The sequence below is a fragment of the Kribbella koreensis genome (assembly GCF_039525325.1).
Lineage (GTDB): Bacteria > Actinomycetota > Actinomycetes > Propionibacteriales > Kribbellaceae > Kribbella > Kribbella koreensis.
Genome location: NZ_BAAAHK010000022.1, coordinates 214874 through 230003, shown reverse-complemented (window position 1 = coordinate 230003; position 15130 = coordinate 214874). Strand labels below are relative to the sequence as shown.

Below are 15130 nucleotides of genomic sequence, written 5' to 3'. Positions count from 1 at the left end.
GGGGCGGGGCAGGGAACTCAGTACGCGGGCTGCGACGGGTCGATCTGGTCGACCCAGGCGACCACGCCGCCGCCGACGTGGACCGCGTTGGCGAAGCCGGCGGCCTTGGCGATAGCCAGGACCTCCGCCGAGCGGACGCCGGACTTGCAGTGGAAGACCAGCTGCTTGTCCTGCGGGAGCTTCTCCAGCGCGGCACCGGTCAGGAACTGGTCCTTGGGGATCAGCACCGAGCCCGGGATCCGGTTGATCTCGTACTCGTTCGGCTCGCGGACGTCGATCAGCTGGAAGTCCTTCTCGCCGTTGTCCTTGAGCTTGATCCACTCGCTCAGCGTCTTCACCGAGATGGTCGAGCCGACGGCCGCGTCGGCCGCTTCCTCGGTCAGTGCGCCGCAGAAGTTCTCGTAGTCGATCAGCTCGGTGACGGTCGGGTTCTCGCCGCAGATCGCGCAGTTCGGGTCCTTGCGGACCTTCAGCGCGCGCCAGTTCAGGTCGAGCGCCTCGTAGATGTTCAGCCGGCCGAGCGACACGTCGCCGATGCCGGTGAGCAGCTTGATCGCCTCGGTCACCTGGGCGGCGCCGACCGACGCGCACAGCACGCCCAGTACGCCGCCTTCGGCGCAGGACGGGACCATGCCGGGTGGCGGCGGCTCGGGGTACAGGCAGCGGTAGCAGGGACCGTGCTCCGCCCAGAAGACACTGATCTGGCCGTCGAAGCGGAAGATCGAGCCCCAGACGTAGGGCTTGCCGAGCAGTACCGCGGCGTCGTTCACCAGGTATCGGGTGGCGAAGTTGTCGGTGCCGTCGACGATCAGGTCGTACTGCTCGAAGATCTCGAAGACGTTGTCGTTGTCCAGCCGGGTCTCGTGCAGGACGACGTTCGTGTACGGGTTGGTCTCGAGGATCGACTCCTTGGCCGACTGCGCCTTGGACTTGCCCACGTCGGACTGCCCGTGGATGATCTGGCGCTGCAGGTTCGACTCGTCGACGGTGTCGAACTCGACGATGCCGAGGGTTCCGACCCCGGCCGCGGCCAGGTAGAGCAGCGCGGGGCTGCCCAGGCCGCCGGCACCGATCACCAGCACCTTGGCGTTCTTCAGCCGCTTCTGGCCGGCCATCCCGACCTCGGGAATGATCAGGTGCCGTGAATACCGGCGGACCTCGTCGATGGTCAGCTCGTCGGCCGGCTCGACCAGCGGTGGCAGCTGTGGCACGTGACACTCCTCGTCAGCGGGAAACTTCGCGGAACTCCGGTTACAACCCCTCGTTCCTCCTCCATGTTCCCGCACGACTCCAGCGCACCCCCGCCGGGTCCGCATGGCGGACCCCGCGTCTCATATTTCAGCCCCGGACAGACCGAAAGGCGACGTCCACCCTTTGGGAGGTGGTGGACGCCGCCGGATCAGGTGGAGCAGATATCAGTCGTTGTCGGTGATCGTCGCCTTGATCAGCGCGGGCACCGAGTAGTCGACGCCTTCGACGCTGGTCAGGTTGACCGAGAAGGTCTCGGCCGGTTCCTTGACGTGATCGTCGACCAGCTTGACCTCGATGTCGGCCGTCGTCTTGCCGGGCTCGATCTGGCCGTAGACGGAGGTGTCGGGCGGGTTCTGGGTGCCGTCGTCGTCCAGGGTCGTGAAGTCCTTGCGGATCACGGCCGTGCCGTCCTTCAGGTCACCACCGAGCCAGACGTACTTGTCGCTCGGCGCCGACAGCTTCAGCGGGAACTTGATCGTGCCCGCGTTCTCGGCCGCCGTCGGCGACCCGATCGTCAGGGTCGGCGTCGGGTCGTCGTCGATCACCTCGGCATTGCCGATCGACTGGCCGAGCAGCGCGTCGTGCGGTACGGACAGCACCAGGCCGAAGGGGGTGTCGTAGCTGTCCCGGGTGTTGCCGGTGACCGCCACGGTGACCTTCTGCTTGGTCTGGCCCGGCTTGAAGACCAGGTGCTTGGCGATCGAGGCGACCGCCGGGGAGTCGCTGTTCGACTCGGCGTACACGCTGATCGGGCGGATGCTCGGCCGCGACAGCGTCACCCAGAAGTCGAGGTTCTTGACGCCCGAGTTGCCCTCCGCGACCTTGCCGACGTTGGACGCCGACACCTGCGGCAGCTTCGACGGCGCCGACACTCCCAGACCAGGGGTCGCGAACGCCAGGTCGCTGACGAACACCGAACCGGTCGCGACCTTGTCGGTCGCCAGCTCGATCGCCCGGACGTCGCGCAGGTCGATGCCCTTCAGCGAGCTGGTCGGGATCCGTACCGTCCGCAGCAGGTTCTTCGGCAGGCCGCTGTCATGCGCTCCCGGCATCCGCAGCAGCGCGTCGCTGACCGCTGACACCGGTACTACGGCCTTGCGGCTATGCCCGTCGACCACCCGGACGCTCAGATCCGTCTTGGGCGCACCCGACGGGTCGGGAGTCGCCCGGAACGTCAGCGCGGAGTAACGGCGGACATCCCGCTGGTACGCGCTGAGCTTGATCCGTACGACGCCGGTCTTGCCGGTCCAGGTGAGCTTGGTGACCGCCGTGGTCGGCGTCTTCGAGGCGAGGTACGCCGTCACCCAGTGCGGCGAGTCCGAGCCGTTGTCGGTCTTGAGGCAAGTGGCGACAGCAGCCGCACGTTGCGTGGCCTCGTCGACCCCGCCACACACTGTCGCCTTGGCGCTCCCCGTGACCGAGCCCTTCGGCAGCGCCGCGTCGAGCTTGTTGATGTCCCGCCGAGTCGCCACCGGGGCCTGCGACACGACCCGGGTGACAGCCTTGCCGATCGAGGCGGGGTGCGCGTTCGAGCCGTCGAGCAGCGGGAGCAGCTTCGTCTCGTGGCCGAGCTGCAACCGGAAGAAGCCGGCCACGTACGCCGTACCGACGGCCTGCTGCTGCTTCGGCGTCAACCGGCCCGCGTACTTGGCTCCGCACGGCGCGGCCTTGTCGTTGTCGCTGTACCAGTCGTCGTTCGACGGCGCCACCGACTGGCCCGGGGTCCACTCGGTGTTGAAGAAGTTGTGGTTCGCGCCGAGGACCGTGACGGTCGAGCGGGTCGCGGCGTCACCGGTCACGGAGTACCGGGTGTCGTCGTAGAACTTCTGCCCCTGCAGATCGGAGACGTCGCCGTCGCAGTACGGCAGGATGACGCTCATCGCGACGCCGGGCACCGTGGCCCGGGCGAAGTCGGTCGGGGCGAGTGGCAGCACCGCGCGGATCCCGTACTTCCCGCCGCGATCGGCGTTGAGCACTGCCGCGCGAGCGACGCCCTCGCCACCTCGCGAGTGACCCATCAGGCCGACGTTGTTCAGGTCGACCTTGCCGACGAACTTCTTGCCGAACGGCCCGCCGCCGACCGTGGACCACTTCTTCCACAGGTCGAGGTGGTCGAGGATCAGCTCGGCCCGGGCCTGCGCGCCGGTGTCGAAGACGCCGCCGTCGTAGGCGTTGATCGCGTTCGCGCTGATCGAGACGACCTGGTAGCCGTTGCTCGCGAGCGCCTTCGCCGGGCCGTCGTAGCCCCGGTAGCTCGGGATCGCCTTCTCGCCCTTGGCACACGGCCACGGGTTGGCCGGCTCATCGGTCGGAGTGCCGTAGCAGACCGAGTGCCGGCCGTGCAGGAAGATCACCAGCGGCCGGGCGCCGACGGCACCCTTGGGCGAATAGACCTTGCCGACGACCTCTGACTTCTGGCCGAGACCCGGCAGGTAGACCGCCTGGTCACCCAGGTTGTACTCCGCGGTCTCGACGGCATATTTGCCGGTGGCACCGGGATCGACGGCCAGCTTCGGGCCGAGCGGTGCCTTCAGCCAGTCCTTGTCGGTGGTCACACCACCGGCCAGGCTCTTGCCTTTCTTCCCGTCGTTGCGGCCGAGATCCCCCGACCAGACCAGCTCGACGTTCTTTGCTTGCAGCAACGTCGGATCCGGGCTGACCAGCGAGACGGTGCGCTGGTCAGCAGACTGCTTGGCCACCCCCACCGGTTCGCCGTTCACCGCGATCAGCGGCAGCGCGTTGCGCATCGGCGCCGGCGTGTCCAGCCGCAACGTCACCTCGTACCCGTCACCTACCGGGCGCACTGTCCAATTCTTGCCTTGGGCAACTGATTGCCCTGGTTCCGGCGGCGCTGCGTGCGCAAGCCCCACCGGGGAAAGCAGCGCTCCACCGAGCAGCGCGACAGCCATCCCCGCTCTTCCGAATACCCGCACAGCGGTCCTCTCGTCAGCAGACAGATCACCTCGACTGACTCCCGGCTTTGGCGGCAGGTTGTCGGATTCGGCGAAATCGGCCGAAGATCATCCCTGGGGATGATCTTCTGGCCCCGGCCTGCTACCTGAGTAGGTACCCCCGGCCGCGCCGAACTGTTCGTACGTCAGTCGTCGACTGCCAATAGTGCGGGCTGAACGCGCTGCAATTGTGAGGATCTGATGGCAGGTTGATTGCAGTTATGCGATCAACTGACGGAATGCCCGCTCGACCTCTTGCGGGTGCTCCATCTGCGCGACGTGACCGGACTTCGGCAGGTAGAGCAGCCGGGCGTCGGGGAAGGCCTGCTGGGCCTTGGTCCTGATCTTCGAGTCGACCAGCCGGTCCCGGCCGCCGTACACCAGCAGCACCGGACAGCGGACCTTGGCGGCATCGGCCCACAGCGACCGGCGCGGCGGGGCGAGCTGCGACGAAAGGATGCTCCGGGCACCTTCCAATGTCGCCTGCGTTCCCCACGGTTGGGTGTCCCGCCGGTGCAACTCGGCCTCGTACGCCTCGAGCACCTCGGCCGGCAGCGCCTGCGGTTCGCCGAAGATCATCGACAGCGAAGCCTTGAACCGGCGCTCGAACGGCATCCGCCGGGTGCGCTCCAGGACGACCTTGCCCAGTCGCGGCGTGGCCAGAGCGGTGAACCAGACCGCGCTGGCCGAGACCCGCGGATGCGGCAGCGCCGGCGAGATCAAGGTCAGCGAGGCCACGGCAGTCGGTCGCCGGGCGGCCAGGGCCACCGCGGCCGCGCCACCCATGGAGTTGCCGAACACGTGGACCGGTTCGTCGAACTCCGCGTCCATCAGCTCACCGAGCACATCGGCCTGCTCGCTGATCCCGCCCATCCCGGCCAGCGGCGGCGTCCGGCCGAATCCCGGCAGGTCAGGCGCGACGCCACGGACGGTGTCGTTCAGCAACCAGCCCAGCGAGGTCCAGTTCAGTGAGGAGCCTCCCAGTCCGTGGACGAACAACGCCGGCGGAAGCTTCTTGTCCGCCTCCGGCACGTCCCGAACCAGCAGATCCACCCCAGCGACCGGCACCGTCCGGGCCGGCCATTCCTGCGTCCCCCCGGGCCCCGAATCCCCGGTTACTGCCGCGTAACTCTCCATTAGTGCATGGTAGGACGCATGGCGCCGGGACCGAAGCAGCTGACCACCGAGGTGGATGGGCAGACGATGAAGCTCACCAACCTCGACAAGGTGCTGTATCCACAGACCGGGTTCACCAAGGCCGAGGTGATCGACTTCTACCACCAGGTCGCGCCGGTACTGCTCCCCCACCTGTCGGACCGGCCGCTGACCCGAAAGCGCTGGCCGGACGGCACCGGAGCGGCGTACTTCTTCGAGAAGAACGCACCGCGCGGTACGCCGGACTGGGTCCGCACGGTGGTACTGCCGACCCCCGGGAGTTCCACCGGGCGGGACGAGGCCGAGTTCGTGGTCGCCGACGACATCCAGACGATCGTCTGGCTCGCCAACCTGGCCGCCCTCGAACTCCACGTCCCGCAGTGGCGGATCGGGCTGTCCGACCAGGGCAGGAACCCGATGGCCGACCTGATCGTCTTCGACCTCGACCCGGGCCCCGGTACGACGATCGTCGAGTGCTGCGACGTCGCGCTGGCCCTGCGCGAACTGCTGAACCACTTCGGCCTCGAAGGCTGGCCCAAGACCTCCGGCAACAAAGGCATGCACCTGTACGTCCCGATCGAACCCGCCTCGTCGCGCGCAACCAGTGCCTTCGCCAAGCTGCTGGCCGAGCAACTGGCCGAGGCGCTGCCGGAGAACGTCACCGCGAACATGACCAAGGCGCTCCGCCCGGGCAAGGTCTTCATCGACTGGAGCCAGAACGCCAGCGCGAAGACCACGCTGGCGCCGTACTCGCTGCGTGGCGCCGAGGAGCCGCGGGTCTCCACCCCGATCGACTGGGACGAGGTCGCCGGCGCCACCGAACCCGCCGACCTGACCTTCCTTCCCCACGACGTGCTGGCCCGGATCGACGAGTACGGCGACGTCCTCGAAGGCTTGTACGACGACCCACGCCCACTACCGTCGTAACGGACCGCACCGAGGCGAGGAGAACGAGATGACGAGCAGCCCTGACGACCTGCCGACGGACCCGCTCGAACTCGACGAGGAGGACACCGGCGACATCGTCGTACCCGCCGAGGCAGACGCCGCCGATGTGGTCGAACAGCACCAATCGGCCGGTGAGCCGGACGAGTCCGACTACCGCTAGGTAGGATTCGGTTCAACTACCGGGGGTACAGCTCCGGTGCCGCACCATCGAAGGAGCCCGACGTGTCGACGACACCGGAGACCGCGCCCAAGCGCGGCAGCCGCCTGCCGCGGCTGGCCCGCCGCGCGCAGCTGCTCGAGGCGGCCCAGGAAGTGTTCGTCGCGAACGGCTACCACGCCGCCGCGATGGACGACATCGCCGACCGCGCCGGTGTCTCCAAGCCCGTGCTCTACCAGCACTTCCCCGGCAAGCTCGAGCTGTACCTGGCCCTGCTCGACTCGTCCTGCGAGGCGATCGTCGCCTCGGTCCGGGGCGCGCTGCGCTCGACCGAGGACAACAAGGAGCGGGTCGGCGCGACGATCCACGCGTTCTACGACTACGTCGCCAACGCGCAGGGCGCCTTCCGGCTGGTGTTCGAGTCCGACCTGACCAACGAGCCCGCCGTCCGCGAGCGGGTCGACCGGGTCACCCACGCGTGCGCCGAGGCCTGTTCCGAGGTGATCAGCGCGGACGCCGGGCTGAACAAGGAGCAGTCGATGGTGCTCGCCGTCAGCCTGGTCGGGATGGCGCAGGTCAGCGCGCGGTACTGGCTCGCCTCGGACAACCCGACGCTGATGCAGGAGCAGGCCGCCGACCTGGTCGCCAGCCTCGCCTGGCGCGGCATCCGGGGCTTCCCTCGCACAGAGGGCTAGCCCGCACTGAGGGCCGGCCGCGGCAACTCGTCGTACCAGCTGCTGGGGTTCTGCTCTGGGCGGACGGGTGAGAACCCGATGGCCGCAGCGGATAGGCTCGAATCGGTTACCGGCGAGAGCCGCCGGTCGGAACGTGCCCGGGAGGGTTTCGTGGAGGTCAAGATCGGCGTTCAGCACGCCAATCGCGAGTTGGTGCTCGAGAGCGAGCAGAGCCCCGAAGAGGTCGAGAAGGCCGTCGCGGACGCACTGGGTGGCAAGACCGGTCTGTTGCAGCTGACGGACGAGAAGGGCCGCCGAGTGCTCATCCCGGCCGAGAAGCTGGCCTACGTGGAGATCGGCGAGGTCGCGATCCGCAAGGTCGGTTTCGGCGCGATCTGAGGACACCTGCGTGTCCTGGTTGCGGTGTGCCACGAACCGAGGACGATGAGTTGTAGACCTGTATGACTGGTGGTCAGGTTTAGCGCTGGGCACCAGTCGGCGGCAGGTCAGTCATCGCTCAAGGAGGAATCGTGGGTTTCTGGGTCTGGATGATCATCGTGAGCCTCATTGCCGGAATCATCTTCGGGCCGCTCGCGCGACTCGTACTTCCGGGCAAGCAGAACATCAGCCTTGGCTGGACCATTCTCGGCGGCGGGATCGGCGCCTTCATCGGCGGTGTGATCGCCTACGCGCTCGGCGTGAAGGACACCAGCGGTCCGGACTGGATCCAGTACCTGATCCAGATCATCTGTGCCGCGATCGTCGTCGCGATCATCTCGTCGCGCAACAGCGGTAAAGCCAGAGTCTGAGCAAGATCCTCAGAGCGGCCGCCACCCCGATCAGGGGCGGGCGGCCGCTCTGCGTTCCAGGCCCGTTCAGGTCAGGCTTGCAGGCCGAGCGCCGTCATCCGGGCGGTGTGGGCCTCGGTCAGCCGGGTGAACATCCGGCCGATCGCGGCCAGGTCGAGGCCGGGGCGGTCGACGCTGCCGGCCAGCAAGGCGGCGAGCGGGTCACGGTCGGCGGCGATCCGCTGGGCCTGGCTGAGGGCCTCGCCCACCAGGCGGCGTCCCCACAGCGCTAGCCGGCCACCCAGCTTCGGGTCCTCCTCGATCGCGGCCCGGACCCGGTCCACGACGAACTCGGCCTGGCCGGAGTCGGCGAAGACCTCCAGCACCAGCGCCCGGGTCTCGGCGTCGACGTACGCCGCGACCTCGCGGTAGAAGTCGTTCGCGAGCCCATCGCCGACGTAGGCCTTGACCAATCCCTCGAGCCAGTCCGACGGCGCGGTGTGGTCGTGGAAGGCGTCCAGCGGGGTGACGAACGGCTGCATCGCGTCCATCGGATCCACCCCGAGGGTGACGAGCCGGTCCCGCAACTGGACGAAATGGCCGAACTCGGTGGTCGCCAGCTGGGCCAGCTGGGCCTTGTCGTCGAGCGTCGGGGCGAGCTTGGCGTCCTCGGCGATCCGCTCGAACGCGGTCAGTTCGCCGTACGCCAGAACTCCCAGCAGATCCACCGCCGCGGCCCGGTAGGCGGGATCATCGAAGGCCGTCATCTCGGTCATGCTGCGCACACTATCGGGCCCGGGCTTGCGGCGGCGGAAATGCAACGAAGCGGCCGTGCCGGGTATTCCGGCTACACTGGACCGTGTTTCGCCGGTGACGCGCCCAGATGGGCAGCTGGTGCGAGCCGCTTGCACAGTGTCCCGCGCCGTGAAAAGTAGGGCATTCCACGCCCACCCGGCCACTGATGCAACTGTCCGTACAAGCATGTGAGAGGCGATCAGCCTGACCACCTTCCGAGAGCTCGGCGTCCTGCCCGAGATCTGCGACGCGCTCGACCGCGTCAACATCAAAGAGCCTTTCCCGATCCAGGAGATGACGCTCCCCGTCGCGTTGATGGGGACCGACCTGATCGGCCAGGCTCGTACCGGGACCGGCAAGACCCTCGGGTTCGGCATCCCGCTGCTGCAGCGCACCATCTCCCCCGGCGAAGCCGACTACGAGGAGCTGGCCGCACCCGGCAAGCCCCAGGCGCTGGTCGTCACCCCGACCCGCGAGCTGACCATCCAGGTCGCCAAGGACCTGGTGACCGCGTCCACCGTGCGCTCGGTCCGGATCCTCACCATCTACGGCGGTGTCGCGTACGACCCGCAGCTCGACCAGCTGAAGGCAGGCGTCGACGTCGTCGTCGGTACGCCGGGCCGGCTGCTCGACCTCGCCAACCGCGGCGTGCTCGACCTGAGCCACATCAAGGTGCTCGTCCTGGACGAGGCCGACGAGATGCTGGACCTCGGCTTCCTGCCCGACGTCGAGCGGATCCTGCGCAAGACCCCCGAGCTGCGGCAGACCATGTTGTTCTCGGCAACGATGCCGTCGGCCGTGATCGGCCTGGCGCGCACCCACATGCGGCACCCGCTGAACATCCGGGCCGAGTCGCACGAGGACACCCAGATGGTCCCGACGACGGCGCAGTTCGTCTACCGGGCGCACGATCTGGACAAGCCCGAGGTGGTCGCCCGGATCCTGCAGGCCGAGGACCGCGGCCGGGTGATGATCTTCTGCCGGACCAAGCGCGAGGCGTCCCGGCTCACCGACGACCTGATCGACCGCGGCTTCCGGGCCGCCGCGATCCACGGTGACCTGAACCAGCAGGCCCGCGAGCGGGCGCTGACCCGGTTCCGCGGTGACAAGATCGACGTCCTGATCTGTACCGACGTCGCGGCCCGGGGTATCGATGTCGAGGGCGTCACGCACGTCATCAACAACACCTGCCCCGAGGACGAGAAGGCCTACATCCACCGGATCGGCCGGACCGGCCGGGCCGGCGCGAGCGGTATCGCCGTCACCTTCGTCGACTGGCCGGACCTGGTCCGCTGGAAGACGATCAACAAGGCGCTCGACCTGCCGTACGACGAGCCGCAGGAGATCTACTCGACGTCGCCCGAGCTCTACCACGACCTCGGCATCCCGACCGAGGCGAAGGGCCGGATCAAGCCGCCGCGCGAGGCCGTCGAGCGGCAGGAGCGCACCGACCGTCCGTCGCGCGGCGACAAGCCGTCCGGACGCCGTGGCGAGCAGGACCGGAACCGCGTTCGCAGCCATGACGGTGACTCGAAGCCCGCGGGCGACGGCGCTGCCGCGCATGGTGGATCGGACCGTCCGGCCCGGAAGCGGCCGAACCGCAACCGTCGCCGGTTGCGTGCCGGTCAGCCGCTCGAGGGCGGCGAGTCGACCGAGCAGAAGTCCGAGGCCGACGTCACCACCAACACCGTCGTACCGGCGGTCGTCGACTCTCCGGCCGAGGTCACCGAGGCGCCGACGGGCGAGCGCAAGCCGCGCTCCCGCACCCGGCGTCGCCGCGGGGCTGAGACCGAGACGGCCGAGACTCCGGTCGTAGCCGAGGCTGCACCGGTCGAGGCCGCGCCGGTCAAGGCTGCGCCGGTCGAGGCTGCTGCTGAGACGGCTGAGGCACCGGCGAAGCGGACGCGGAGTCGCCGGCGTGTGAGCGAGCGGTCGGCCGAGTCGAGCGACACCAGCGCTGTGGCTCAGGCAGGTACGCCTGCGGTCGAAACAGTTGCCGCACAGGCTTCGGTCGAGGCGCCGGCTGCTGAGGCGCCGGCGGTCGAAGTACAGGCTGAGAAGCCGGTCAAGAAGGCGGCGGCGAAGAAGGCTGCTGCCAAGAAGACCGCGGTCAAGAAGACCGCGGCCGAGGACGAGGTCGCGCCGAAGAAGTCGACTGCCAAGAAGACGGTGAAGAAAGCCGCGGTGAAGAAGAGTGCGGCCGGTGTGGTCGTGCCGACCTTCACCGCACCTGAATAGATTGTGACCGGCGCGTCACCTGCCCGTGCCTGAAAGGTGACCGCCGGAGCGCAACGCCCGGCTTCGCGCTCCCGTCCTTCCACGAAGGCAACCATCGTGGAGGGAAGGGTGTGGCGATGACGAGGACGCGTACGTCGGCCGCGGTCGCAGGAGTGATCCTGACCGCGGCCGTGCTGTTGTCCGGCTGCGGGGCGAGCGGCAACGACGAGGCGGGCAGCAGCTCAGGGGCAGCAGCTCCACAGCAGGCCGACGGCGCGGCCGACTCCAAGGTCCCGAACAAGGCCGATGCGGGCGGCAAGCCGGCTGCCCCCGCGGCACCGGAGAGCGGCGCGGCCCAGCCCACCGTCACCCGGGCGATCATCAAGACCGGCTCGCTCACCGTCGAGGTCAAGAACGAGGACGTCAACGCCCAGCGCCAGAAGGCGATCGGCATCGTCACCGCTCTGCGCGGCCAGGTCGCGTCCGAGGACTCCAGCAGCAACCAGGACGGCAAGATCACCTTGTCGAACCTGGTCGTGAAGGTGCCGACGGCGTCGTACGAGACGGCGATCGACCGGCTGTCCGGACTCGGTGACCGGACCGCGATCCATCAGGAGTCCAGCGACGTGACCGAGCAGGTGGTCGACGTCGACAGCCGGATCTCGTCGCAGCGCGCCAGCCTCGACCGGATGCGCGCTCTACTCGCCAAAGCGACCACGATCGGCGAGATCGTCTCGGTGGAGAGCGAACTGACCCGCCGCGAGGCCGACCTCGAGGCGCTGCTCGCCAAGCAGAAGAACCTCTCCCTGCAGACCGAGCTGGCGACCCTCAACCTGACGCTGGCGGAGAAGGGCAAGGCGCCCGAACCGGCCAAGGCCGAGGGCCACGGCTTCCTGTCCGGGCTGCGCGACGGCTGGGACGCGTTCACCGCGACCTTCTCGGCGCTGGCGACAGCGGTCGGCGCGATGCTCCCGTTCCTGATCGCCCTGGCCCTGATCGGCTACCCGATCTGGCGCTTCCGCCACCGCTTCCGCCGCCCACCGGCCCCGGCCGTCGCCACCGCCGGTACGCCGGGCAACACCACCCCGCCGCTGCCGAAGCACCCGAACACGCCCGCGGGACCTTAGAGCAGGGAGAGCGCTAGCGCTCGGTAGGCCTTCGCGCCTGCCGAGCGGGGTGAGGTGGTGAGGATCGTCTGGCCGATCGCGGGCGCCTCGGCGAACCGGATGGACTTCGGGATCGCCGGGGCGAGCACGGTCAGCGCGTAGGTCTCGGCGATCGTCTCCAGGACGGCTCGCGCGTGCGTGGTGCGGCCGTCGTACAGGGTCGGCAGGACACCCAGTACTTCGAGACTCGGGTTGGTCAGGCGCTGGACATCGTGGACGGTGTCCAGCAACTGGCCGACGCCCCGATGCGCGAGCGTCTCGCATTGCAGGGGGATCAGTACGTCGGTCGCCGCGGACAACCCGTTGACGGTCAGCAGCCCGAGGGTGGGCGGGCAGTCGATCAGGATCCAGTCGTACGCCGCTTCGACCGGGCGCAGCGCGGTACGGACCAAGTGCTGTGGATTGCTCTCGGCCGCCAGGCTCGACTCGGCCGCGGCCAACTCGATCGTGGCGGGCAACAAGTCCGGGCCTTCGTCGGACGGCACGATCACATCGCGTGCCTTCACCCCGCCGAGCAGGACGTGATGGATCGACTTGTCCAGGTCCTCGGGGTCGAGCCCGACCGAGAACGTCAAGCAGGCTTGGGGGTCCAGATCGACCAGCAGGACCCGCTGTCCGAGCTCGGCCAGGGCAGCGCCGAGCGACGCAACCGTGGTCGTCTTGGCCACGCCGCCTTTCTGGTTCGCAACCGCAATCGTGCGAGGCACCCGGCCATTGTGCCGCACCGTGGAATGCCCGGCCCGGCGGGGCGAGCCCACACTTGAAGCATTGTTGAGGTATCAGCCTGATCCGGGCGACCGGCTACCGTGGACGCGTGAGTACGCCACGGACGCTGACACTGCCCGACGGGGTTCACCCCGCGACTCTGGAGACCGATCGTGGCAGCTTCGCCACCTTGCAGGCCCAGCCCGATATCGGCACCCCACTGGGTACCGTCCTGCTCGTTCCCGGCTGGACCGGGAGCAAGGAGGATTTCACTCCCCTGGTAGACCACTTGGCCCGCTACGGGTGGCGGACGGTCGCGGTGGACCAGCGCGGCCAGTTCGAAACGCCGGGGCCGGATGACCCCGCGGCGTACACGCTGGCCGAGTTCGGGGCCGACGTGGTGGCGATGAGCAAGGCGCTCGGCGGCTACAGCCAATTGGTCGGGCACTCGTTCGGCGGGCTGGTCGCGCGCGAGGCGGTGCTGACCGATCCGAGCGTGTTCTCGACGATCACGCTGCTCTGCTCGGGGCCGGGCGCGTTCAGCGACGAGGCGAAACTGCAGGGCTTGCAGATGCTCGCGATGGGGCTGGACAACCTGCCGATCGAGCAGGTGTACGACCTCAAGCTCGAGCACGACGTCAAGGAGGCCCGCTACGTGCGGCCCACCGACGAGGTCGCCGCCTTCCTGCGCAAGCGATTCACCGGCAACACCCCGGCCGGGCTGGCCGCGATCACCCGGCGGTTGATGGACTCCGACGATCGGACCGAGAAGCTGACCAAGGCGGGTGTTCGGACGCAGGTCGTTTACGGCGAGACGGATGACGGCTGGCCGCTGGCTGTGCAGGACGAGATGGCCGAGCGGCTCGGCGTACGGGCTCAGGTCGTGCCGGACGCCGGCCACTCCCCCGCGATCGACCAGCCCGCCGCGACCGCCCGCCTCCTGGTGGACTTCTTCCACAAGCACTGAGCCGGCGCCGCGGCACACCATTTCCATCAGAACTGAAGGTCTGCGCTCTGGCCTCTCCCCGGCCTAACGTGGTCTAGACCGCGGTTACCGAGGGGGAAGGCCAATCATGTCCGAGCGGACCTATGGCGGGATCAGACGATGACCGCGGGCGTGATGGCACCACCCACCCGGAGCCCACGGCACTCGGAGCTTGGCCTGGGTCCGCTGGACCGGGTCCGGATCTCGGTGGCGCCCGCGCCGATGGCCAGCCTGCTGTCGCTGGTCGTGGACGCCCTCGGCGGACCGCGCCAGGGCATCGCGCCGGACTGGATCAGGAGTGTCCGGCGGGGGCTGCCGGTGGATGCGGCGCAGGCCGTGATCCCGATGTTCGACCGGACCCGCGCACTACTGCCGGCCTGCCTCACGCCGCTCGGTATCGACGGCGCGCCGGTCTCGGAGCAACTCGCCCGGGTCGCCGACGTATCCCCCGACGACCTGAGCGAGGGTGTCGCGCTACTAGCGCCTGGTGAGCCGCCCGTTCCCTGGCGGAGCGCCATGCGGCAGCCGCGCCGGTGGCTGGGCCTGTACGCGCGGCTGCTGTCGGCGGCCTGGAAGGCGTACTCGCCGATCTGGCAGCAGTCCACCGCGCTCCGGACCCGCGAGACCGAGCGCATCGGTGCGGCCGTGGTGACGGGCGGGCTGGACGTTCTCTTCGCGGGCTTGAGCAACCGGGTCAGGTACCAGGCGGAGACGCTCTACTTGTCTGACCGGCACCCGTACCGGATGGAGTTGGGCGACCGGCCGATCGTGCTCGTCCCGCTCGTCTCCGGGTCGGCCGCGTCGATCTTCAACCTTGACGAGCCGGACCGCGCCTGGCTCGGCTACGCAGTACCCGGGCTCAGCCGGCTGGGCTCCGGTACGCCGCAGTCCGTGGACGACAGTCTGACGCTGCTGATCGGGCCCATCCGCGCGTCGATCCTGCGCGCTCTGGACCGGCCGAGCAGCATGGGCCGGCTGGCCGACCACCTCGACGCCGGGCCGAGCACAGCGACGTACCACTGCAGTCAACTGGCCTCGGCCGGGCTCGTACTGCGCCAGCGAGCCGGCCGCGAGGTGCACATCCAGCGGACGCCGCGGGGCGATGCGCTGGTCGACCTGCTGAGCTGAGATTTAACGACGCGCCGGGCAGAATGGGAGCTGCTGCCCGGCGCGTCTTCAAATCGCCGGCCTGGTGCAACAGGCCTGGCGATGGTCTGGGCGCCAGGGCTGTCTCGTCCCCGATGGAAAAGATAACCCAGCCGCGAGGTCATCGCCGCTTGTTGCTATCAGTCGTGCCGCCGGTCGTTGCCGTTGGTCGTTGACGGCTGTCGCCGCCGG

The 15130-nt window shown here is 68.8% G+C and carries 14 protein-coding genes; 9 read left to right on the top strand and 5 right to left on the bottom strand.

Annotated elements, in window-relative coordinates; genetic code table 11:
* Window positions 1–17: 17 nt before the first annotated feature.
* The 3 genes from moeZ to ABD116_RS38990 all read right to left on the bottom strand — a co-directional run bounded on the left by moeZ (window position 18) and on the right by ABD116_RS38990 (window position 5339).
* Window positions 18–1211 carry an adenylyltransferase/sulfurtransferase MoeZ gene (moeZ, locus tag ABD116_RS39000; RefSeq protein ID WP_425552245.1) on the bottom strand — a complete coding sequence of 398 codons (1194 nt, stop codon included), beginning with the start codon at window positions 1209–1211 and terminating at the stop codon, window positions 18–20.
* Between the two features lie 204 nt (window positions 1212–1415).
* Entirely contained in the window at window positions 1416–4055 is a 2640-nt protein-coding gene (locus tag ABD116_RS38995) for a Calx-beta domain-containing protein (RefSeq protein WP_343982904.1), read from the bottom strand.
* A 366-nt stretch (window positions 4056–4421) separates the two neighbouring features.
* Window positions 4422–5339 carry an alpha/beta fold hydrolase gene (locus ABD116_RS38990; protein WP_343982901.1) on the bottom strand — a complete coding sequence of 306 codons (918 nt, stop codon included), beginning with the start codon at window positions 5337–5339 and terminating at the stop codon, window positions 4422–4424.
* An 18-nt stretch (window positions 5340–5357) separates the two neighbouring features.
* Here ABD116_RS38990 and ligD point away from each other — a divergent pair, with 18 nt between their 5' ends.
* From ligD to ABD116_RS38965, 5 genes are all read left to right on the top strand, one after another.
* Complete coding sequence (ligD, locus tag ABD116_RS38985; protein WP_343982898.1) at window positions 5358–6284, top strand: non-homologous end-joining DNA ligase; 927 nt, start codon at window positions 5358–5360, stop codon at window positions 6282–6284.
* A 28-nt stretch (window positions 6285–6312) separates the two neighbouring features.
* Entirely contained in the window at window positions 6313–6465 is a 153-nt protein-coding gene (locus tag ABD116_RS38980; protein WP_343982895.1) for a hypothetical protein, read from the top strand.
* A 62-nt stretch (window positions 6466–6527) separates the two neighbouring features.
* Window positions 6528–7157 carry a TetR/AcrR family transcriptional regulator gene (locus ABD116_RS38975; protein WP_343982892.1) on the top strand — a complete coding sequence of 210 codons (630 nt, stop codon included), beginning with the start codon at window positions 6528–6530 and terminating at the stop codon, window positions 7155–7157.
* 150 nt (window positions 7158–7307) lie between these two features.
* The gene (locus ABD116_RS38970; protein WP_328327787.1) at window positions 7308–7535 is read left to right on the top strand and encodes a DUF3107 domain-containing protein; all 228 of its coding nucleotides are present in this window, start codon (window positions 7308–7310) and stop codon (window positions 7533–7535) included.
* A 131-nt stretch (window positions 7536–7666) separates the two neighbouring features.
* Window positions 7667–7945, top strand: a complete 279-nt coding sequence (locus tag ABD116_RS38965; RefSeq protein WP_343982889.1) for a GlsB/YeaQ/YmgE family stress response membrane protein — start codon at window positions 7667–7669, stop codon at window positions 7943–7945.
* Window positions 7946–8016: 71 nt separating this feature from the next.
* On the opposite strand, the gene ABD116_RS38960 is transcribed toward ABD116_RS38965, so the two are convergent.
* Window positions 8017–8691, bottom strand: coding sequence for a ferritin-like fold-containing protein (locus tag ABD116_RS38960; protein ID WP_328335020.1), 675 nt, complete (start codon window positions 8689–8691; stop codon window positions 8017–8019).
* Between the two features lie 322 nt (window positions 8692–9013).
* Here ABD116_RS38960 and ABD116_RS38955 point away from each other — a divergent pair, with 322 nt between their 5' ends.
* Window positions 9014–10957 (top strand): DEAD/DEAH box helicase, encoded by a 1944-nt coding sequence (locus ABD116_RS38955; protein ID WP_343982885.1) that lies wholly within the window; start codon window positions 9014–9016, stop codon window positions 10955–10957.
* 116 nt (window positions 10958–11073) lie between these two features.
* The gene (locus tag ABD116_RS38950; protein ID WP_343982882.1) at window positions 11074–12063 is read left to right on the top strand and encodes a DUF4349 domain-containing protein; all 990 of its coding nucleotides are present in this window, start codon (window positions 11074–11076) and stop codon (window positions 12061–12063) included.
* Here ABD116_RS38950 and ABD116_RS38945 read toward each other — a convergent pair.
* Window positions 12060–12809, bottom strand: coding sequence for a ParA family protein (locus tag ABD116_RS38945; protein WP_343982878.1), 750 nt, complete (start codon window positions 12807–12809; stop codon window positions 12060–12062). The two genes, ABD116_RS38950 and ABD116_RS38945, sit on opposite strands and share 4 nt — an antisense overlap.
* 107 nt (window positions 12810–12916) lie before the next feature.
* Here ABD116_RS38945 and ABD116_RS38940 point away from each other — a divergent pair, with 107 nt between their 5' ends.
* Both ABD116_RS38940 and ABD116_RS38935 read left to right on the top strand, forming a co-directional pair.
* Window positions 12917–13774, top strand: a complete 858-nt coding sequence (locus ABD116_RS38940; RefSeq protein ID WP_343982876.1) for an alpha/beta fold hydrolase — start codon at window positions 12917–12919, stop codon at window positions 13772–13774.
* A gap of 138 nt (window positions 13775–13912) precedes the next feature.
* Window positions 13913–14920, top strand: coding sequence for a winged helix-turn-helix domain-containing protein (locus ABD116_RS38935; RefSeq protein WP_343982874.1), 1008 nt, complete (start codon window positions 13913–13915; stop codon window positions 14918–14920).
* The last annotated feature ends 210 nt before the right edge of the window (window positions 14921–15130 follow it).